General features: G+C 41.7%; 19 protein-coding genes. 15 read left to right on the top strand and 4 right to left on the bottom strand.

Features of this window, described 5'->3' with window-relative positions; translation table 11 throughout:
- Positions 1–30 precede the first annotated feature (30 nt).
- Positions 31–501, bottom strand: a complete 471-nt coding sequence (locus CHJ_RS21775) for a CreA family protein (RefSeq protein ID WP_171752524.1) — start codon at positions 499–501, stop codon at positions 31–33.
- Between the two features lie 351 nt (positions 502–852).
- On the opposite strand from CHJ_RS21775, the gene CHJ_RS21770 reads away from it, so the two are divergent.
- The 7 genes from CHJ_RS21770 to CHJ_RS21740 all read left to right on the top strand — a co-directional run bounded on the left by CHJ_RS21770 (position 853) and on the right by CHJ_RS21740 (position 6,830).
- On the top strand, positions 853–1,371 hold the full coding sequence (locus CHJ_RS21770) for a hypothetical protein (protein WP_171752523.1): 519 nt from the start codon (positions 853–855) through the stop codon (positions 1,369–1,371).
- A 258-nt stretch (positions 1,372–1,629) separates the two neighbouring features.
- Positions 1,630–2,292 (top strand): HAD-IA family hydrolase, encoded by a 663-nt coding sequence (locus tag CHJ_RS21765; RefSeq protein ID WP_411861579.1) that lies wholly within the window; start codon positions 1,630–1,632, stop codon positions 2,290–2,292.
- Positions 2,293–2,659: 367 nt separating this feature from the next.
- The gene (locus CHJ_RS21760) at positions 2,660–3,010 is read left to right on the top strand and encodes an NADH:ubiquinone oxidoreductase (protein WP_171752522.1); all 351 of its coding nucleotides are present in this window, start codon (positions 2,660–2,662) and stop codon (positions 3,008–3,010) included.
- A gap of 222 nt (positions 3,011–3,232) precedes the next feature.
- A complete protein-coding gene (locus tag CHJ_RS21755; RefSeq protein WP_171752521.1) occupies positions 3,233–3,466 on the top strand; it encodes a hypothetical protein in 234 nt (77 codons plus the stop codon).
- A gap of 363 nt (positions 3,467–3,829) precedes the next feature.
- On the top strand, positions 3,830–4,834 hold the full coding sequence (locus tag CHJ_RS21750) for a response regulator (RefSeq protein WP_171752520.1): 1,005 nt from the start codon (positions 3,830–3,832) through the stop codon (positions 4,832–4,834).
- Positions 4,834–5,268, top strand: coding sequence for a PAS domain-containing protein (locus CHJ_RS21745; protein ID WP_171752519.1), 435 nt, complete (start codon positions 4,834–4,836; stop codon positions 5,266–5,268). Before CHJ_RS21750 ends, CHJ_RS21745 begins: the two co-directional genes overlap by 1 nt.
- A 68-nt stretch (positions 5,269–5,336) precedes the next feature.
- Positions 5,337–6,830: an NAD(P)H-hydrate dehydratase gene (locus tag CHJ_RS21740; RefSeq protein WP_317919016.1), complete on the top strand. Its 1,494-nt coding sequence runs from the start codon at positions 5,337–5,339 to the stop codon at positions 6,828–6,830.
- Between the two features lie 56 nt (positions 6,831–6,886).
- Here CHJ_RS21740 and CHJ_RS21735 read toward each other — a convergent pair whose 3' ends face one another.
- Positions 6,887–7,396, bottom strand: a complete 510-nt coding sequence (locus CHJ_RS21735; RefSeq protein ID WP_317919015.1) for a DUF2301 domain-containing membrane protein — start codon at positions 7,394–7,396, stop codon at positions 6,887–6,889.
- Positions 7,397–7,768: 372 nt separating this feature from the next.
- Here CHJ_RS21735 and CHJ_RS21730 point away from each other — a divergent pair, with 372 nt between their 5' ends.
- A complete protein-coding gene (locus CHJ_RS21730; protein ID WP_171752516.1) occupies positions 7,769–8,812 on the top strand; it encodes a GMP reductase in 1,044 nt (347 codons plus the stop codon).
- A gap of 535 nt (positions 8,813–9,347) precedes the next feature.
- Here the strand turns inward: CHJ_RS21730 and CHJ_RS21725 are convergent.
- The gene (locus CHJ_RS21725) at positions 9,348–10,340 is read right to left on the bottom strand and encodes a substrate-binding domain-containing protein (protein ID WP_317919014.1); all 993 of its coding nucleotides are present in this window, start codon (positions 10,338–10,340) and stop codon (positions 9,348–9,350) included.
- A gap of 223 nt (positions 10,341–10,563) precedes the next feature.
- On the opposite strand from CHJ_RS21725, the gene CHJ_RS21720 reads away from it, so the two are divergent.
- The 6 genes from CHJ_RS21720 (at position 10,564) to fucU (ending at position 17,963) form a co-directional block, all read left to right on the top strand.
- The gene (locus tag CHJ_RS21720; RefSeq protein WP_317919013.1) at positions 10,564–12,153 is read left to right on the top strand and encodes an FGGY-family carbohydrate kinase; all 1,590 of its coding nucleotides are present in this window, start codon (positions 10,564–10,566) and stop codon (positions 12,151–12,153) included.
- Positions 12,154–12,191: 38 nt separating this feature from the next.
- Positions 12,192–13,829, top strand: coding sequence for a hypothetical protein (locus CHJ_RS21715; protein WP_317919012.1), 1,638 nt, complete (start codon positions 12,192–12,194; stop codon positions 13,827–13,829).
- Between the two features lie 14 nt (positions 13,830–13,843).
- The gene (locus tag CHJ_RS21710; RefSeq protein ID WP_317919011.1) at positions 13,844–15,343 is read left to right on the top strand and encodes a sugar ABC transporter ATP-binding protein; all 1,500 of its coding nucleotides are present in this window, start codon (positions 13,844–13,846) and stop codon (positions 15,341–15,343) included.
- Positions 15,344–15,347: 4 nt separating this feature from the next.
- Positions 15,348–16,343, top strand: coding sequence for an ABC transporter permease (locus tag CHJ_RS21705; RefSeq protein WP_317919010.1), 996 nt, complete (start codon positions 15,348–15,350; stop codon positions 16,341–16,343).
- Between the two features lie 57 nt (positions 16,344–16,400).
- Positions 16,401–17,354: an ABC transporter substrate-binding protein gene (locus CHJ_RS21700; RefSeq protein WP_253822061.1), complete on the top strand. Its 954-nt coding sequence runs from the start codon at positions 16,401–16,403 to the stop codon at positions 17,352–17,354.
- 177 nt (positions 17,355–17,531) lie between these two features.
- Positions 17,532–17,963: an L-fucose mutarotase gene (gene fucU, locus CHJ_RS21695; protein WP_317919009.1), complete on the top strand. Its 432-nt coding sequence runs from the start codon at positions 17,532–17,534 to the stop codon at positions 17,961–17,963.
- 84 nt (positions 17,964–18,047) lie between these two features.
- Here fucU and CHJ_RS21690 read toward each other — a convergent pair whose 3' ends face one another.
- Positions 18,048–19,715: an AMP-binding protein gene (locus CHJ_RS21690; RefSeq protein WP_317919008.1), complete on the bottom strand. Its 1,668-nt coding sequence runs from the start codon at positions 19,713–19,715 to the stop codon at positions 18,048–18,050.
- Positions 19,716–19,913: 198 nt separating this feature from the next.
- Between CHJ_RS21690 and CHJ_RS21685 the strand changes: the two genes are divergently transcribed.
- The gene (locus tag CHJ_RS21685) at positions 19,914–20,105 is read left to right on the top strand and encodes a hypothetical protein (RefSeq protein ID WP_171752503.1); all 192 of its coding nucleotides are present in this window, start codon (positions 19,914–19,916) and stop codon (positions 20,103–20,105) included.
- The last annotated feature ends 42 nt before the right edge of the window (positions 20,106–20,147 follow it).

Below are 20,147 nucleotides of genomic sequence, written 5' to 3'. Positions count from 1 at the left end.
CTGTGTGAGTAAAACGGACGCTTGTGTCTATTACTCTACATTCGTCACTGTTTGATAAGCTTTGGTTCCCCACAACGGCACGGTAGAGAGACTGTGCTTGAAACTACCTGATGTCTCTTTTGTAGAGTAAGACAAATACATCAGTGTTTGATTCTCTTTATCAAAGATACGTCTAATTTTCATCGATTTGAAAAAGATACTTTTCGACTTCTTAAACACCACTTCTCCCGACTTGCTTGTGTCGATATTGGCGATCATTTCTGCCGTTATTTCGCCCGTTTGGCGACAAGCAATAGAAGAGTCAGATGGATCCGCAAAGGCTAAATCATCTTCAACAGACGCAATGTGGCAAGTTACGCCAGTGACGATTGGGTCGACCAAGTGATTAAGCTTAATGTCCTGCATAGTGAACATTCCAAGGCTAACATCGCCGACCTCATTTTTGTCACATGCCGATAAAGTTAACGCTAATGCAGGTATTAATAGTATCTTTTTATACATAAGTGGGCTCGTCGTTGGAAAATGCTTACGGTATGAACTCTTTTGAGAGAATCAAACCCAAAACAAAACATCAGTGGATGTTATTAGGTAAATAATATTAACACCTATTTGACTATATACCCAAGTCACTTGATAACTTAAAATGCCTGTATAGTAAAAGAGTGTTTGGCGCCGCCATGTGCATAAGTCATTTATTTTTGGAGCAAAGTAATGAGAAACTTGTTGTTAATTTTAATGCTCTGTATGCTTGCAGCGTGCAGTTCTTCCCCAACATCGGATGTGTGTAATGCCACTGTGTGTGATATTTGGGGTTAATCCGTTCTTTATTCTTCCCAACAATGGCCAGGTTATATGAGTTTTCAAGACATAGTTACTGAAAAAAAGAATCAATGGCTGTTAAGTCATGTTGATGTTGCGTACCCAACTCCTGAGAGCCTAGCAGGCAAAGCGCTATACCTAAAAAGTCAGATTAATGTCGAATATAGCCAGCGTACCGTTCAGACCAAATTAACGGAAAGCAAATTTATCGATGATATCTATTTAGTTGATTTTCACCGCCTTACGGTGATGTTTGCTCAATTACAAGCCTCTCAATGGCCGAACGCGGAAGAGCAAGCGGTAGTGCTAGAGTTCTTTGCCCAAATATCCTTATCCCCTGATCAACCGATGTATATTGGCTTTAAAAAAGGAACGCCGGTGATTTGCGCGTTGCTGACAGCGCATAATGGCGATCTACTGATCTCAGATATAGCCACTAATTGTGATGATGAGGAAATTAAGGCGCAGTTTGCTGATCAGCTTATCGAGATCGTAAATAGTCAATATAACTGCTCTTCCTACACATTGGCTTTAGGTCAAACGAGCTCATAACTGTCATTCACCTCTATACCTTTTATAGTTGATTAAGTGATCCGGCTAGAAAATTTATTCTTTTGTACGGATACAGACATCATTCCCACCGCTTTGTTGTTCAGTATAGAAAGCAATGACTTATTATAAATGTGCAAGTCAAATGCTGCTTACACCGTTTGTCTTGTTGATCAATCAGTCATGATTACTAATTAGAGATTTGATAATGAGTATGACTGATTTGAAAGGAAGTAGCTTAAACAGAAAAGTGAATAAATTATGATGACAAAAAATAATAAAGTTAAGTGTGTCATCTTTGATTGTGATGGTGTACTAATCAACAGTGAGCCCTTGTGTTGCCAAGCACTTGTGAATGTATTCTCTTCGTTTGATGACTCGGTGAGTTACGACGATTTTGAGAAACATTTTAGAGGCGGAAAGATAGCGGATATTCTAACTGAAACCAGAGATAGGTTGGGCGTCAATGTTAGCCTTGACGAACTTGAACCTATGTATCGGGAACAAACTCAAGTACTGTTCCAGGCGTCGTTAAAAGCATCAGAGGGTGTAGAGTCGTTATTGTCGCAGCTAAATGAACAGGATATTCAATACTGCGTGGTCTCTAACAGCCCTAAAAGTAAAATTGAGTTTTATCTCGACCTCACCGGACTGAAGAGTCGTTTTAATGGCAATGTATTTTCTGCTTTTGATGCCAATAGCTGGAAGCCAGAACCGGATCTATTACTTTATGCCGCAATGAATATGGGCTTCTCTCCAGATGAGTGTGTTTACATTGACGATACCGCTAAAGGTGTCAAAGCCGGCATACGAGCGGGTATTCAAACCATTCATTTAAGAAGTCACCCTTATAAAGATCAACTCACGGATGAAGGAATCATTGAGATTAGCAATATCTCTCAATTGATTACGTTAGTCAGTTAACGTCTACTCGGTTTATCTCCTATTAAAAGTCAGCATAATGCTGGCTTTTTTGCATTTTGTCCCCCAAAAGCGAAAAACAAAGTCATTGTTGGTCGATATGACATAAATATTTACAAATTAATTATGACTATTTGTTTTCCTAGGTAATTTAACATTTATTAAACAAAACTGTAAAAATTAACCGTATAACAGTCTGTTACAGTCATTCAATGTTGCGTGAATGTAACGAGATATTGAGGTGAGAATTATTTTTGCGCAATTTGCATAAAAGGGCTTGTAAAAGCGTTGAAAATCCGGAAAATGCCACGCAAAATAAGATTGCAAATATGAAAGGATGCGTAAAGTTAAGCTGTATGAGAGGTAAAAAATGAAACTTTTCTTAATCATTATGACATCGATATCTGCCGGTGTTATCTCCGCTGACCATCTCCATTCCTTTATGTTAGGACTGACCGTTGCTTCTTTAGCCGTCGGTACCTGTTACTGGTTTGCTTTTCGTACTACTCGCTTCCCGGAGCTTGCCGTACTACTGTTACTTATTGGTCTATTCTCTAAGATAATGATCACAGTGGCAGGCGTGGTGATTGGTGTTCAAACAGCATTAATAACCTCACCATTAGTTTTTGCACTCTCTTATCTATTCTTCTCAATTGTTGTCACTTATTTGTGGTTTACTTATCGAGACAGCATTACTGCCTCTGTTGCCCCTTCGTCATAATGGGCAGATGAGTATAAACAGAAATGTTAAACGATTATAAAGAGGTCAGTATTTACTGGCCTTTTTTAATGCGTATTAGACTATTGTCCAACTGCTCTATCAAAGGTTAGCGGCTAAACTAATGGCTAAAAGAGTGTGTTGTTTGATTGGTGAGATTGCGCTACTTAAATTTTAACTTTGCAATTGAAACAAATGACAAAATAGTGATGTAAGGAAACAGCTATGGAAACGAGTCTATTTTGGATTGAGAAAGGATTCTTAATTGTCGGGATTATTTTTGTTCTAACAGGGATAATGCAGTACGGTAAACGAAGTAACGACTGGAAAGGCGTTGCGACAATGTTTTATAAAAGAGTGCCGATGTCTGTAGCGGAGTTTAAATGGTATCGGTTAGGCATCTCTATGGTTGTGTTTGCCTTTGTATTAAAAATAATCATATTAACGTTATGGCCGTAATTTATCATATGGCGTCGATTGAAATTGGAACGGCATGAATAAAAGTCGCTTCATTATGTTTTACTCAGATAGAATGAATTAGTGAAAGCCAGCTCAAAAGTGAGCTGGCTTTTTTGATTTAATCACCATTTGGGTCAATGCTTTACTCATCAATTAAAATACAGAGTAAACAACATCAAGCTCTTTTTCTGGCGAGTGTTTCGTTGTCTCTGACCCGTTGATATGGCACTGACGAGCGCTTCATGAGGGCATTTGGGTATATTTCTTTCAATTAAACCATTTAAACTCAGAAGTTGTTCTGAATATTTAGAAGATTTGAGTATACTAATATAGATTAATTAAATTTGAGTGTAGCGGTGATAAATGACTTATTCAGTACTAATTTGTGATGACTCTGCTTTAGCTCGAAAGCAGATGGCAAGATCGCTTCCTACCTCGCTAAATGCTGAGATTACCTTCGCGGTAAACGGCATTGATGCATTGGAAAAACTAGCCGAACAAAAATTTGAACTGATGTTCCTGGATTTAACCATGCCAGAGCTGGATGGTTACGGAACATTAGCAGAAATTCAAACTCGTCAGATTGACGTGCCTGTTGTGGTGGTATCTGGCGATATACAACCAAAAGCAAAAGCAAAAGTAAATGAACTCGGAGCCAAGGCTTTTATCCAAAAACCTATGGATAAAACCGTTCTTAACGATGTTCTTAAAGAGTTAGTTTCGCCAGCGGCAACCAGCCATATTGCGCCAGCAAAAGCAGTCGAACTGCCGATGTTGAAACGTCGCGATATCTACATGGAAGTAGCAAACGTCTCTATAGGGCGAGCGGCAGATGCATTGGCTCGTCATTTTGACGTCTTTGTCCACTTACCTTTGCCAAATGTGAATATCTTTGAGGTGACTGAGCTTCATATGGCTCTCGAAGATCTTGCTCAAAATGACCAAGTGTCAGGGGTGTGCCAAGGTTTTAGTGGTGAAGGCATTGCAGGTGAAGCGTTAGTTTTGTTGAGTGACTCTAGTATTTCTGACCTTAAAAGTTTGATGAAGGTACCAGCGGATAGTGAAGAGCTAGAAGAGCTTGAACTTTTGATGGATGTATCAAACATATTGGTAGGTTCATTTTTAAATGGCTTAGGCCAACAAGCTGAGGTTCGCTTTTTTCAAGGGCAGCCTGTATTGCTTGGGCAACATATTCCCATTGAATCGGTTATTCAATCGACCACGGGCAGCTTTACCAGAACCATGACGTTCGAAGTAAGCTACACCATTGATAACACTAGTATACGGTGTGATCTACTCTTTATGTTTGTCGATGAGTCATTGCCTCTTCTCGACAACAAATTGTCTTACTTGATGGAGGATTTTTAATGATAGGTCTTCCCGCTGAATTTGAGCAGTTCCACTGGATGGTGGATATGGTACAAAATGTGGATCTCGGCTTAGTGGTATTGGATACCGATCATAAGATCCAGGTTTGGAATGGATTTATGACCCACCACAGTGGCAAACAATCTCATGAAGTTTTGGGAAAAACCATTTTTGAAGTGTTCCCAGAGATACCAAAAGAGTGGTTTACCATAAAAACTAAGCCTGTTTATGGTTTAGGTTGTCGAAGCTTTATTACATGGCGACAACGTCCTTATCTATTTAAATGTCGAAACGTAAGGCCTATTACACAACAGGCTGAGTTTATGTATCAGAACGTCACACTGAACCCGATGCGAACGCCGACCGGTGAAGTTAAGTCGCTATTTTTGTCTATTCAGGATGCGACAGCAGAAGCCATGATGGCGAAGTCATAACCACAACCAAACAGATAACCCAAACCGATCTGCGAGTGATATAGAGTGATTGGAATACAGCAACTAGGATGTATCGAGTGGAAATAAAGGGAAGTAAGCTTTACCTTGCTCAGCAAGTAAAAGAGGGTGAACAGCTGATTGCATCGGAACAAAACAGAGCGATATATCAGCTGATGGAAGAGGCCGGAAAGTCAGTATTTAATAGTATCGTAGCGGGTTATTCAGGCTGTAAACATCTTCTGGTGCTGTGTGGTTCTGGCAACAATGGCGGTGATGGTTACGTCACTGCTCGGCTAGCTTTGCTGCATGGCTACAAGGTGACCTTGTGGCAAATGGGCAGTGAAGAATCGCTCAAAGGGGACGCGGCAAAAGCGCGAGACAATTGGCTTGCTGTTAATGGACAAATTGCCAAGCCAGAGACGATACTCGCTGATGATATTGATCTCATCGTTGACGGTTTACTCGGCACTGGCCTCTCTGGTGCAGTTCGAGAGGAATACCAATCGATTATTCAGTTAATCAATCAGTCACCGGTGCCTGTTGTATCTATTGATGTTCCATCAGGATTGAGCGCAGATACTGGTGCGGTACTTGGTTGTGCGGTAGAAGCCGATAAAACCATCACTTTTATTGCCAGTAAACAAGGTTTATTTACCGGATGTGCGAGAGATTACTGTGGAGAAATTGTCTTCGCAGGTCTAGGTATTGCCGATGATTTCAGTCAGAAAATAGAAGCATCTAGTTTACTGTTATCCGTTCAATCTCTTGGTGGTTGCTTAACCAGACGTAAACCAACTAGTCATAAAGGACATTTTGGCCGAGTACTTTGCATGGGAGGCGACCGAGGCATGTTTGGTGCGATACGGTTAGCTTCAGAGGCGTGTGCTAGAACAGGCTCCGGATTGACTCGTGTTGTTACCCAACCGGAAAATGTCTCAGCAATTGTGAGTGCAAGACCGGAATTGATGGTGTTCGACTGGCGTGGTAACAGTAACGAAATCAATGATCATCTACACTGGGCCGATGTTCTGTTAATTGGACCGGGACTAGGGACAACCAGTTGGGGACGTTCATTAATGGGTTATTCCGCCAGCATTGAAAAACGCATGGTAGTGGATGCTGATGGACTCAATTTGTTAGCCAGAGTGCCAGACTTTAATAGCCGACGCATTATTACCCCTCACCCCGGTGAAGCTGCAAGATTACTTAATTGCACCATTGATCAGATTGAAAATGATCGTTTTAGCTCTGTTATGAGGCTGCAACGCAAATATGGTGGTGTTGCGGTGTTAAAAGGAGCCGGTACCCTTATTTATGATGGAAAACAGCTTTATGTCTGTAATGCGGGGAATCCGGGAATGGCATCCGGTGGGATGGGAGATGTGTTATCTGGCGTCATTGCTGGATTACTGGCACAAAATCTGACCCTGACTCAAGCGGCGTGTTTTGGCGTATGGCTGCATTCAACGGCAGCGGATCGATGCGTTCAAGAGCATGGAGAGATAGGGATGCTAGCGAGTGATCTCTATCCCTATTTACGTCAACTTTTAGCGACTTGCTAGTGTTCTAAATACGCGTTGTTCTAAAATATAAAAGTGCTCTAAACCTGTATAGAGCACTAAACTTCATAATTGTTTTTATCGCCAATATCAAAGTGTCGCGGCATTCGCCATTTAGCGACGCTGACCATCAAAAAGAGAATAGCAGAGGCTGAAGCGATAACTTTAGCTTCTGTTGTCCAACCAAATTGCATCGCAAACCACAATCCAGCCAGTAGAAGAGGTTGGAATGGTAACCCAGGAATTTTAAAGCAGAAATACTCTTTAAAGCAGAGTCCTCCCAGTGTGATAAATGCGCCGCCCAAACCAATCATCGGGAAGCCGAGTATCACTAACACCAGTCCCACCCACGTGGCCATTTGTAGCAACAGTCGAAACGACTTCATATAGATATGAAGTGAAGAGGCACACATTGCAGCAGCTAACATAATAAGTTGCTGAATAGGTAAATCGATACCCCAAGGGAGCAGTGCCACGGTTGGAATCGCTAAGGTGAGGCCAAGTCGGTAGATGATTACCGTTGTATGATCTATCCAATCCATAGGAGATTCAATATGTGGATCAGCCATTGCTGCTCTCCTTAACTTATTTAAGCGTGTGCTGAGAAGGTTACTCGCAAAAAATAGATGACACTAATGGATTTTGGCGAATAGATAATTCAGGTAATTTGGATATGAAATCTCCAGCAGCGTAGCACAAAAAAAATCAAATTATCAGTCTTGCAACAATTAAATCACAACCTATAATGTTGAAAACCGGAGCGTCTGCCAACGCTCCGGTTTTTTTGTGTCCGCAATATAGAAAATGTCTGCCAACAAATTCTATATAGCTTTAGTTAGGTGTGATGACGACTAAACGTTGTCGACCAACTAAAGCTAATTACGCAGTGATGACTCAAAAAAGCAGTGATAAAGACACATAACTTTAAACAAGGAAATACCATGCGTATCGAACAAGAACTTAAGCTCGGATTCAAAGATGTACTGTTTCGCCCTAAACGATCAACACTAAAAAGTCGTTCTCAAGTAAATTTAACCCGCGAGTTTACCTTCAAGCATAGTGGTCGTCAATGGTCTGGAGTACCCGTTATTGCTGCAAACATGGATTCCGTTGCGAGCTTTACAATGGCAGAAGCGTTAGCGGAACATAATGTCATGACAGCGGTACATAAACATTATTCTGTTGATGACTGGAAACAGTTTGTTCAGCAAGCTGACTCAAAAACATTGAACAACATAATGGTATCGACAGGAACTTCTCCAGATGATTTCGCGAAGACCAAAGCAATAATGGATCTTAGTGATGAGATCATTTTCATCTGCATTGATATTGCGAACGGTTATTCAGAGCACCTAGTTGATTATGTGTCTCAAGTACGCGAAGCGTTTCCAGATAAAGTCATTTCAGCGGGTAATGTTGTAACAGGGGATATGGTTGAAGAGCTAATTCTTGCTGGCGCAGATATTGTAAAAGTAGGTATTGGTCCGGGTTCAGTTTGTACCACTCGAGTTAAAACGGGCGTTGGTTACCCACAACTCTCTGCCATTATTGAGTGTGCGGATGCCGCTCACGGCTTAGGTGGTCGTATTGTTGGAGACGGCGGTTGCACATGCGCCGGAGATGTATCTAAAGCCTTTGGTGGTGGTGCAGATTTCGTCATGCTTGGCGGTATGCTTGCGGGCCATGAAGAGTCGGGTGGTGATGTTGTTACTGTGAATGATGAGAAGTTCATGAAATTTTACGGCATGTCCTCTCAGTCGGCGATGTCTAAGCACTCTGGTGGCGTAGCAAAATATCGAGCTGCTGAAGGTAAAACAGTATTAATTCCATTCCGCGGTAGCGTACATGAAACCATTTCCGATATTCTTGGTGGTGTACGTTCAACCTGTACTTATGTTGGTGCTGCACAACTTAAAGAACTTACCAAGCGTACGACGTTTATCCGTGTTCAAGAACAAGAGAATAATGTTTACGGTAAAGAGTAAACATTAGAAGAGTCGGAAGCTGATAGAAATTCTGCACTGATACCACTGGCGATCATGCCCTGAACAATGAAATAGGTATGTTTCTGCTGATGCTGGTGCACCACCACAAAGTTCAGGAACAAGAGCTGGAACTGAGATAAAGATAAAGCGCCTTACGGGGCGTTTTTGCTTTCACCTGATCGGCCACACTGGCTAAAGTGTAAGAATTCTTTAGAAATCCTGTTTGAAAGTTTAATTTCAGTAAAATGACTGTCCGGAAGGGCGGCACTTCGGCACCTAGCAGAAACAAAAAAGCCCTGATTGAGAGTCAGGGCTTATTTGTTTTGGCGTCATGCTACACACACAAACTCAATATAGGTGTTTCTGCCGCCAATCGTCAAGCATAAAGCGATATTTGTATTGCTGTAAAAGTAACCAAATATTACAAATAGAATTCGGTAGTTGAGGCCTGAGAATCTTGGCTATGCCTTCACCGCGGGGCATCACGCTGTACGCACTAGTAAAATGGAAATGATTACCTTGCCCCTCTAAATCGCTAACCTCTGCTTATCACCTTAGCTGGGACAATAATTCTCTTGGAAACCGGATTTTTATCAATATTCTCTTGCATCAGCTTACATGCGTTGTGAGCTATTGAGGCGGAATCCTGTTGGACGGAGACCACGGTATTGGGTAGGAACTCCAGCATGGTATGTTCATCGAACGTACCGATCACAAGGGAGTTAGGAATAACACCTTTATGAATTTTAAGGAAATGCAGCGCACCTTCTAGTATGGGTAATGACGAAAATACTACCGCTTCAGGTACACGTTTGTTCTCCCTAACCAGCGCTTGCATTCCTTCATAGCCATCCTGAAATTTATTTTTAGGAACCGCGTAGAGCCAATTTGAAACAGGTTGTTGATTGAGAGATTTATAGCCATCAACGAAGCCCTGTAAACGAGCTCGGATAGATGGCAACTCAGAGTCACCACTCACCACATAAACTTCAGACACTTTTTTTGCTAGGATCTCCCGTGTCAGTTCTGTGAACGCTTGGTAGTTGTCACTCATCACTACCGATTGATCTTTAACCTTAAAATCTTGATCTAAGAAAATAATCGGCTTTTGAGTAAATTTTTTTATTGTATCTAATTGCTGGTTTTCAGAGCTTGGTACTATAAATATTCCATCAACACCACGTTCAATTAAATTAACGGTCACTTCTTTTTCTTTTTTTTCACAGCCATCTGTTGATACGGTAATAAGCTGGTAGCCTATTTTTCGTGATTCTTTCTCAAAGTGTTCAATTAAAGAAGAAAAGAATACGTTTGTTACACTAGTTACCACCAATCCTAAAGTATTTGATTTTTTAAGCTTAAGGCTTCTAGCGGTTTGATTAACTATAATGCCGTTTTTCTCAATGAATTCATTTACTCGTTGTTGTGTTTTAGAAGAAATACGATATTTGTCTGCTTTGCCATTATATACAAGCTTTACCGTGGTAGTTGATACACCAAGGTTTTTTGCTATTTGTTCAATTGTCATTGCCATTGCTAACTGTATTTACCTCGTAATCAAAATATATTTTCTAAAATACCTAAGTCAAAATGTGCGAGAAAGCATGTTTTTAACTGCATTTATATAGATTAAAAAGAGTTATATCACATTTTACCTTTCTATACATTGAGAGAGAGGTGTCTTGTTGCTATAACTTTTGCTAACACGAGTTAGCAAGTATAAAAATAAGCTGTAGAGAAGGATGTTTTCGATGAGTAACTACTTAATAGGTGTTGACGTTGGTTCAGGTAGTGCCCGAGCAGGTGTATTTGACGAATATGGTAAAAGGTTAGGGATGGCTGTATATCCCATCCTCCAGTTTCGACCTAAAACGGATCATGTTGAACAGTCTTCAACAGATATTTGGAAGAGTGTATGCAACGCTGTTAGAGATGCAGTATCAGAAAGTAAAATAGACGTAAAAGAGGTGTCTGGAATAGGTTTTGATGCAACATGTTCACTTGTTGCATTAGATTCTGACAATCAACCAACCACAGTGTCTAGCAGTAATAATAATAGACAAAATATTATTATGTGGATGGATCATCGAGCAATAGAAGAAGCGAATGAAATAAATTCTACTAAAGATGATGCATTAAAATATGTTGGCGGAGAAGTCAGCCCAGAAATGGAGCTCCCAAAAATTTTATGGCTGAAAAAATATCTACCAGAGAAATATGAAAATATATCTAAGTTCTTTGATTTAGCTGATTTTTTAGTATTTAAGGCTTCAGGTAAATCCGTAAGAAGTGTTTGTACAAAGAGCTGTAAATGGAATTATTTGTCTCATGAAAATAGATGGGCACACAGCTTATTAGAAAAGATGAACCTTACTGACATTATTGACGATGGAAAAATTGATGGAACCATTGAAGACCTAGGTTCATTTGTTGGAAAACTGACTAACGAAGCCGCCAGCGAATTAGGGTTAACAACTCATACGTCAGTGTCGACAGGAATAATTGACGCACATGCTGGTGGTTTAGCCATTATAGGTGATGAGCCCGAATCCACATTAGCGGTTATCGGCGGCACGTCATCTTGTCACATGACTGTTACCAAAAAAGAGACGTTTGTGCCGGGAGTTTGGGGACCTTATTGGGGCGCGATGCTACCCGACTATTGGTTGTTGGAAGGTGGACAAAGTGCCGCCGGTGCACTTATTGATCATGTGATACGAGGTTCATCTGAATACCATTCTTTACGCCAGCGAGCGGAAATAGAAAAGCGTTCCGTTTACGAAATACTTAACCAGAAAGTAGCTGAACTTGAGCAAGACAATTCAAAGTTGATGCAGAATTTTCATATGTTGGGTTACCACCATGGTAATCGTTCTCCTCGTGCAAACCCCACACTAAAAGGAATGATTACAGGATTAAGTCTCGACGAGAGCTTAGACGCTTTGGCTATCGAGTACTTAGCTGCAATTCAGTCTGTTGCTTATGGCACCCGCCATATTATCGAAGCAATGCGTCAAAACGGCCATGACATTACCAAAATCACCATGTGTGGTGGAGGCACGAAAAACCCATTATGGCTGCGTGAACATGCAGATATAACAGGGTGTGATGTTGTTCTGCCTTCAGAGCCTGAAGCCGTAATTTTAGGGGCCGCGATGTTAGGAGCAACCGCAAGTGGTGTGCATAAGAGTCTAGCGGAAGCCGCAAAAATAATGGGTAGCACAGGGGAAAAAATTGAGCCGAACAGAGAGCGAAAAACGTTTCATGATGCCAAATACAAAGTTTTCTTAGAAATGTATCAAGACCAAATGAAGTACAAAACCATGATGGAAAATATTTAACAAAGCCAATTTTATTATCAAATTTAACGGAGTTTAAAGTGGATACATTAACCCTACAATTACCTAAAAAACAGAAAGGCGCGCCGGTTGGTGACAAGACTGTTGTGATGGTCTCACCAGGAGATCTTCGTGAAAGTGCAAACAATAAATGTTGGCCTGTACAGCATGCGTTCGAGAATAAATTCACTCAAGTGATGAATGAAACCTTCGGTTATAACGTTGTTCGTGGTCACGAGGTAAATGCTGACAACAGTCATGGTTTTATTGCCAGCCAACGAGAAGGTTGTGATGTCCTTGCGGGTATTGACGAACATGCACCCATAGTGGTGGTGATGACGGCTTGGCAATACTCACATCACCTTGCTCCCTCTTTAGTTTCACATAAAGGTCCTATTTTGTTGCTGGCCAATTTTGACGGTGAATGGCCGGGGCTAGTGGGCGCGCTATGCATGGCGGGTACCTTGACGAGTTTGGGTCGAGATTACTCACGTCTATGGTCAGAAAATTTAGATGATGAGTTTTTCTTAAACAATATGGAAACTTGGCTCTCTTCGAAAAAAATCAATTACGACACATCGTATTTAAATGAAGTCACATTTGAATCGCCAATGATGAGCACAGCAGCTGCAAAAATAGGTTGTGAGGTTGGAGAATACATTGTTAAGAATAAAGAAATTATGGGTTTATTCGATAGTTTCTGCATGGGGATGATGAATGGTGTCTTTCCACAAAAGAGCCTTGTAGACATAGGTATGCCGATGGAGGCTTTGTCTCAGTCAGCATTGCTGCATGAAATGAGTTTGGTCTCACCAGAGCTAAGAGAAGAGTGCTTAAAGTGGTATGAAGATCGTGGAATGACATTCCATTATGGCAGTGACCAAGAAACAGAGTTAACGCGTCAGCAAGTGCTTGAACAGTGCGCAATGATGATTGCGATGGCTCGATTCACTAAGCGATTTGGCTTAACCAGTGTTGGTGTTCAATATCAACAAGGCTTGAAAGATAGCTGCGCGGCATCTGATTTCGCTGAGGGCGCTATTGGCTCAACTACCCGCTTTCCTATCCCGGATGAAAATGGAGAGATTATCCGTGAGGGTAAACCCATTCCTTGTATCAATGAGGTAGATATGGGAACCGGTATCCCGCAGACAATGCTCTATCGATTGTTAGATTCATTAAGCCTTCCATCAGAAACGACCCTTCACGATATTCGTTGGGGGAGTGAGTATGAAGGAACCTTCTATTGGGATTTTGAAATTTCTGGTTCGGTACCGTTTGAACACCTAAAGGGGGGGATTTCATCTGCTCAAGGTTATCGTCAGCCAGCCATGTATTTCCCTCTTGGCGGCTCCTCGATTGCAGGCCAATGTAAAGCGGGCAAGTTCATTTGGGCGCGAGCTCATTATGAAGGTGAACAAGTGATTATGCATGTAGGTACGGGATCAGCATTTGAGCTACCTGAAGCTGAATTTACTCGTCGACTTGAAGCTACAACCCGCGAATGGCCATTAATGAATTGCATCTTAGATGGAGTATCGAAAAACGATTTAATGGCTGGTCATCAAAGTAACCATATAACGGTTGCTTACGTTGAGGAAGACTACTTAGAAACCGTAGTCACAGCTTTTGTCGCACAAGCGTTAACTCAAAATATGAAAGTATTTCTAGCTAAATAACAGCGGACGGAAGTATGAACACAACGATCGTACAAATGAATGAGATTACCAAGCGCTTTCCTGGGGTGTTAGCGCTGGATAGCGTCAATTTTGACCTACGTAAAGGCGAGGTTCATGCCCTGTTAGGTGAAAATGGCGCTGGTAAATCAACCCTGATGAAAGTGCTGTCAGGTGTGCATACTCCTGATGGCGGGCACATCGTTTATGAAGGTGAACAAGTCACTTTAAAGAGCCCAATATCCGCTCAGGAAAAAGGCATAACCATCATTCATCAAGAGTTCAACCTGTTTCCTGAGTTGTCCGTTGCTGAAAATATATTTATAGGCCGAGAGCACACGATAAAACATAAATGGTTACTCGATGATGGTTCTCAGGCGCACGCCACTCAGTCTCTATTGGATAAATTAAAACTGGATATAAAACCAGACACATTAGTGGAAGAGTTGACGGTCGCTCAGCAACAGATGGTCGAGATTGCAAAAGCGCTTTCTGTTAACGCTAAAGTTCTGATCATGGATGAACCTACGGCGGCATTAACAGAGTCTGAGATTGAGAGCCTTTTTGACGTCACTAACATGTTGAAAGCACAAGGGGTGGGGATTGTATATATCTCCCACCGTTTAGAGGAACTCGCTCAAATCGCTGATAGAGCGACAGTGATGCGAGATGGCATGTTTATCGGAACCGTTGATTATCACACCGTTCAGATCGATGAGTTGATTTCCATGATGGTTGGACGTGATTTAGGTGACATTTACCCAGTAAGAGCTAATAAACCTAGTGACGAAACGGTTCTAAAAGTAAGCAATTTAAATCGTGAGGGAGTATTACGCGATGTGAACTTCGAACTTAAGCGAGGAGAGATTCTTGGCTTCTCTGGCTTGATGGGAGCAGGGCGCTCTGAAGTTGCGCGAGCCATTTTTGGTGCTGATCCTATCGACAGTGGTGAGATAGAGCTGTTTGGGACTTGTTTGAAGATCAATTCTGTTCATGACGCCATTAAGCATGGCATCGCTTATTTGACAGAAGACAGAAAGAAAGACGGCTTAGCACTCGGTATGTCAGTCCAAGACAATATTATGATGAGCAGCTTCGAAGATTACTCAAGCAACTTAGGCATTATCGATGAACAGAGCTCTAACGAGATATCAAAAGATCTGAAACAGAAACTGAGAATTAAAACCCCAAATTTAGAACAGCTGGCGGGCAATTTAAGTGGCGGTAATCAACAGAAAATAATCATCGCTAAATGGATCTGCAAAAATACCGAAATTCTGATATTTGATGAGCCGACTCGAGGTATTGATGTCGGTGCCAAATTAGAGATTTATGAGTTGATAAATAAGCTCACCAAAGAGGGAAAATCAATCATTGTTATCTCTTCTGAGCTGCCGGAAATATTAGGGATGTGTGACCGAATACTGGTGATGAAAAGCGGAATGATCACGGGTGAGTTATTGGCAGAAAATGCCAACCAAGAAAACATAATGAAATATGCGACTTTAGAGGGATAAAAACATGAATAGCAATGTAACGGCCGCTACTGAACCAAAAGATGAGTCATCAAAGAAATCGCTGGTAAATAAAGGGCTATTAATGAAGTTTGCCCCTTTAATCAGTCTTGTTTTGCTTATGATCTTCTTTAGCTTAGGCACACCTTATTTCTTAAACGTTAACAACTTACTGACGGTGGCCCTTCAAACGTCAGTCATTGGGATTATTGCGATAGGAATGACCTACGTGATCATTACCGCAGGTATAGACCTGTCGGTGGGATCTGTGATGGCATTTTCTGGTGTCGCGGTTGGTCTTGCCGCATCCGCAGGCTTGCCTTTACCTATCTGCATTATTGTTGGTGCTTTAGCTGGCGCACTGTGTGGTTTTGTTAATGGCACATTAATTACTCGGATTACTATTCCACCTTTTATCGCAACCCTAGGTTTAATGATGTCTATTCGTGGTATCAACTTAGTCTTAACCGACGGGCGTGCGCTCTATTTTACCGAGTACCCAACATTTAAATTACTGGCTCAGGGCAAACTCTTTGATGCTATCCCTTATCCAGTCATTTACTTCGGCGTATTAGCGTTTGTCGCCGCATTCATACTTAAACGCACTGTCATTGGACGCTATATCTACGCGGTAGGCAGCAGTGAAGACGCCGCTCACCTCTCTGGTATTAAGGTTGATCGAGTCAAAATGTTTGTTTACGCATTTTGTGGGCTTATGACAGGTATTGCCGGCGTCATCATTACAGCACGTTTGAACTCAGGCCAACCAACTGCTGGTGTCGGTTATGAACTTGAAGCGATTGCCGCGGTGATTATTGGTGGAACAAGTTTGATGGGTGGAATCGGAACCATAGGCGGAACGATTATCGGTGCATTCATCATGAGCATACTAAAAAACGGATTAAACCTGATGGAGGTTTCGCAATTTTGGCAAATGGTTGCAATGGGAGCAGTAGTCATCGCGGCGGTTTACCTAGATACACTTAGAAAAAAAATTAAGTAATACATGAAACATTGATGATTTGATAACAGTACTACCCTACATATAAATGGAGAATTAATGATGAAATCTATGAAACTTACGTTACTTGCCGCTATAGCAACAATAGGAATGAGTGCCGCGCAGGCGAAAGATGAAATGTATATTCCTGTGGTAAGTAAAGGTTACCAGCATGAGTTTTGGCAAACCGTTAAACTTGGTTCTGACACCGCAGCGAAAGAGTTAGGAGTTAAAACGAGTTTTGTGGGTCCGGCTGCTGAAACGCAGATTTCTGAACAAATACAGTTAATGGAAGATATGATGGCTCGACAGCCAGACGCGATACTATTGGCAGCTTTGGACTCCAATGCACTCGTAGTTCCAGTTGAAGAAGCTAAGTCTCGTGGTATTGAAATTGCGACATTTGACTCAGGCATCAACTCTGAAATTCCGAAAAGCTTTATTGCAACAAACAATGTAAAAGCTGGTGCTGATGCGGCTAAAACGTTAGGTAAAATGTTAGGTGGAGAAGGTAAGGTCGGTATTATTGCCCATGTTGCAGGGACTCAAAATGCGATGGAGCGTTCTAATGGCTTTATCGATGCAATGGCGAAACATTATCCCAATATCAAGGTACTAGAAGTTCAATATAGCGATGGTGATCCACAAAAAGCGATGGATAAAACCATCGATATGGTACGCGCAAACCCAGATATCTCAGCGGTTTATGCTACTAACGAGGGCTCTACTCTTGGTGTTGCTAACGCAATCGATAGCTTAGGTATTGCAGGTAAAGTTAAGGTGATGGGTTTTGATAGCACCGAAGGTATTATCGCGTTCCTTAAAGCCGGCACTATTCAAGGCTTTGTTGTACAAGATGCTTATCAAATTGGCTACCAAGGTTTGAAGACACTTTACAACGTACTAGAAGGGAAGAAAGTAACAAGCGTTATCGATATCCCGGTTAAAGTCGTGACGGCTGAAAACATCGACAACCCAGACATGCAAACTCTGCTTTACCCATTCGGTAAGTAGAATAGCCATTTAGTGCAGGAAAGAGCCTAATAGGTTGGCTCTTTCCGGTCTCTTGTCCCTCATGCTACAGCAGCAAAAAAAGAAGCGAACGCCCTGTAGACATTCATGGTAATTTTCAGAACGTTTTTGTATTTCTAACTTTGCAAAATTTAGTCAATCAAATCAAAGGAATGATATATGCTCAAAGGTATACATCCAGCTATTACTCCTACTCTTTTATCAACGTTGGCGGAAATGGGCCATGGTGATGAGATTGTTTTTGCAGATGCGCATTTTCCCGCACATACCTATGGTAAAAAAGTTATACGTTGCGATGGGGTAGCTATTGATACCCTGCTTGAAGGCGTGATTATGCTGTTTCAACTCGACCAATATGTAGAGCAACCCATACTCATGATGCAACCTGTAGAGGGAGACAGCTTAGACCCGTCTGTAGAACAACGATATATCAAAGCGATGAGCTCGGAAGGGGTAAACTCTGCTGATATTGCACGGTTAGAGAGGTTTGCATTTTATCAACGAACGCAATCATGTACCGCTGTTGTGTTAACTGGAGAGTTAGCAAAATATGGCAACATTATCTTGAAGAAAGGTGTAACAGGCTTTTGATGAGATACTCGTTGGAATCAAAAAAGCGACTAGCCCACCACTGAGCCAATCGCTTTTTATCAAGGATAGATTATTAACTTAAAACTAGTCTCTAAGCTCTCGTCTTAATATTTTTCCAACATTGGTTTTTGGTAACTCATCCCTAAACTCAACGACTTTAGGGATCTTATAGCCAGTTAAATGTTGGCGACAATGTTTCTTAATATCGTCTTCGGTTACTGCTGTGCCATTTGTCACCACAACAAGTTTTACTCGTTCGCCAGCGACGTCATCAGCGATACCTACCGCTGCGGCCTCGATGATTCGGGGGTGCAGGGTAGCAACTTCTTCAATTTCGGTAGGGAACACATTAAAGCCGGAGACTAAAATCATATCTTTTTTGCGGTCTTCTATATAGAAGAAGCCCTGTGCATCCATTCGGCCAATATCGCCGGAGCTTATCCAACCCCCTTCGTGCATCACTTCATGGGTTTCAGAATCTTGTTGCCAGTACCCGCTCATGACTTGAGGGCCGCGAATTTGAATTTCGCCGATCTCACCAACGTCTAACTCATTGTTATTACTGTCGACGATGCGCAGATCAGTACTCGGTAACGGAACGCCAATGGAGGGAACAAAGCTTTGTTGAGTGTGAACACCCCCTGCAACAACGGGTGAACACTCTGTTAATCCATACCCTTCAACGATTGGCATGCCAGTGATATTTTGCCATTCATCGGCCACATGCTTTTGCGTTGCCATGCCTCCGGCGATGGTAAAGTGAGCCTTACTAAAATCAAGATTCTTAAAGCCTGCATGGTTGTTTAAGCCGTTAAATAAGGTGTTTAAGCCAAACATCATGGTAAAAGGGTACTTGCTTAGATCTTTTACAAATGAGTCAAGATCTCTCGGGTTGGTAATAAGAAGGTTTGTACCACCAAAAAACATAATGAGCATCATGCTAACCGAGTTAGCAAAGATGTGATAAAGAGGAAGCGGGGTTACCGCATGTTCGTTCTCTAAAGATGTTCTTGGCGCAAAATGTCCATAAACTTGGAGTACATTTGCAATAATGTTTCTGTGGGTTAGCATCGCACCCTTAGCCAGTCCCGTTGTTCCCCCTGTATATTGAAGGTAAGCAAGGTCACTACTAGAAATGCTCGGTGGATCTAAGGTCAAGCCTTTACCTTGAGTTAAGGCTCTTTTTAATGAGATGGCACCGGGTAGGTTGTATTTAGGCACCATCTTCTTAATATATTTTACCGCGAAGTTGACTAAGGTTCTTTTGTACGGTGCGAGCTCATCACCGATTCGGGTCAAAATTACATGCTTGATGCTGGTTTGAGACACCACCTTTTGTAAGTTGTTACCAAAGTTGGTCACCGCCACGATGGCAGTGGCACCGGAGTCTCGAAGTTGGTGCTGTAACTCACGAGGTGTATAGAGTGGGTTCACGTTAACCACCACTAATCCTGCTTTTAGTGCACCTAAAATGGTAATGGGGTATTGCAGCAAGTTAGGCATCATTAACGCAATACGATCGCCTTTTTTCATTTTTAAGGTAACTTGCAAATAGGCCGCAAATGCGGTGCTTTTCTCTTCTAACTCTCTATAAGTTAACGAGTGGCCCATGTTAACAAAAGCGGCTTTGTCTGCGTTCTTAGCAAATGTCTCACGGAACATATCGTTAATATTCTGATATTGGTCTGCGTCTATTTCTGCTGGAACATCATCAGGAAAGCTGTTTAACCAAGGTTTGGATTCGCTATTCATTACTCTTCTCAATACGACATAAATTTCCCGCCCATAGATTACATTATTCGAAAAGCGAACAATAGAGTATTTGCACTAATGCCGTGCAAGCGTCTAAAAATTAGCCGGACAGTCAACAGATTTAAGACTTTAGTCCAAATCCGTACAAAAACTATGGATTACAACTATCCTTTAAGTAACACCTAAGGAGAGCGATATATGGAACTTAAAAAAGACCCCCGTTGTTATACCGACGTTTGCGTAGATGGTCTTTGGTATCATTATGACCATTGTGGCACTAAAGCGTACATTTTAAGAGGTGGTGCGTCACCAGAGGTTGAGTTGGCAAGAGAGCCACAAACGGAGAATGAATTGATAGAATTGCTAAGAAACTGTGAGGTCAATTTATAGCGAGAGACGAATGATGACACTTGGAACACTCTGATTGAGGTG

It is taken from the genome of Vibrio sp. MACH09 (genome assembly GCF_033238805.1).
In the GTDB taxonomy this organism is placed as follows: Bacteria; Pseudomonadota; Gammaproteobacteria; order Enterobacterales; family Vibrionaceae; genus Vibrio.
Note: the sequence above shows the minus strand (reverse complement) of the source record. Positions and strands in the feature narration are given on the sequence as shown.

Bases quoted from the DNA above. Each gene is read 5' to 3' on its own strand.
- CHJ_RS21775 (WP_171752524.1), bottom strand. From the start codon at position 501: ATGTATAAAAAGATACTATTAATACCTGCATTAGCGTTAACTTTATCG.
- CHJ_RS21770 (WP_171752523.1), top strand. From the start codon at position 853: ATGAGTTTTCAAGACATAGTTACTGAAAAAAAGAATCAATGGCTGTTA.
- CHJ_RS21765 (WP_411861579.1), top strand. From the start codon at position 1,630: ATGATGACAAAAAATAATAAAGTTAAGTGTGTCATCTTTGATTGTGAT.
- CHJ_RS21760 (WP_171752522.1), top strand. From the start codon at position 2,660: ATGAAACTTTTCTTAATCATTATGACATCGATATCTGCCGGTGTTATC.
- CHJ_RS21755 (WP_171752521.1), top strand. From the start codon at position 3,233: ATGGAAACGAGTCTATTTTGGATTGAGAAAGGATTCTTAATTGTCGGG.
- CHJ_RS21750 (WP_171752520.1), top strand. From the start codon at position 3,830: ATGACTTATTCAGTACTAATTTGTGATGACTCTGCTTTAGCTCGAAAG.
- CHJ_RS21745 (WP_171752519.1), top strand. From the start codon at position 4,834: ATGATAGGTCTTCCCGCTGAATTTGAGCAGTTCCACTGGATGGTGGAT.
- CHJ_RS21740 (WP_317919016.1), top strand. From the start codon at position 5,337: ATGTATCGAGTGGAAATAAAGGGAAGTAAGCTTTACCTTGCTCAGCAA.
- CHJ_RS21735 (WP_317919015.1), bottom strand. From the start codon at position 7,396: ATGGCTGATCCACATATTGAATCTCCTATGGATTGGATAGATCATACA.
- CHJ_RS21730 (WP_171752516.1), top strand. From the start codon at position 7,769: ATGCGTATCGAACAAGAACTTAAGCTCGGATTCAAAGATGTACTGTTT.
- CHJ_RS21725 (WP_317919014.1), bottom strand. From the start codon at position 10,340: ATGACAATTGAACAAATAGCAAAAAACCTTGGTGTATCAACTACCACG.
- CHJ_RS21720 (WP_317919013.1), top strand. From the start codon at position 10,564: ATGAGTAACTACTTAATAGGTGTTGACGTTGGTTCAGGTAGTGCCCGA.
- CHJ_RS21710 (WP_317919011.1), top strand. From the start codon at position 13,844: ATGAACACAACGATCGTACAAATGAATGAGATTACCAAGCGCTTTCCT.
- CHJ_RS21705 (WP_317919010.1), top strand. From the start codon at position 15,348: ATGAATAGCAATGTAACGGCCGCTACTGAACCAAAAGATGAGTCATCA.
- CHJ_RS21700 (WP_253822061.1), top strand. From the start codon at position 16,401: ATGATGAAATCTATGAAACTTACGTTACTTGCCGCTATAGCAACAATA.
- fucU (WP_317919009.1), top strand. From the start codon at position 17,532: ATGCTCAAAGGTATACATCCAGCTATTACTCCTACTCTTTTATCAACG.
- CHJ_RS21690 (WP_317919008.1), bottom strand. From the start codon at position 19,715: ATGAATAGCGAATCCAAACCTTGGTTAAACAGCTTTCCTGATGATGTT.
- CHJ_RS21685 (WP_171752503.1), top strand. From the start codon at position 19,914: ATGGAACTTAAAAAAGACCCCCGTTGTTATACCGACGTTTGCGTAGAT.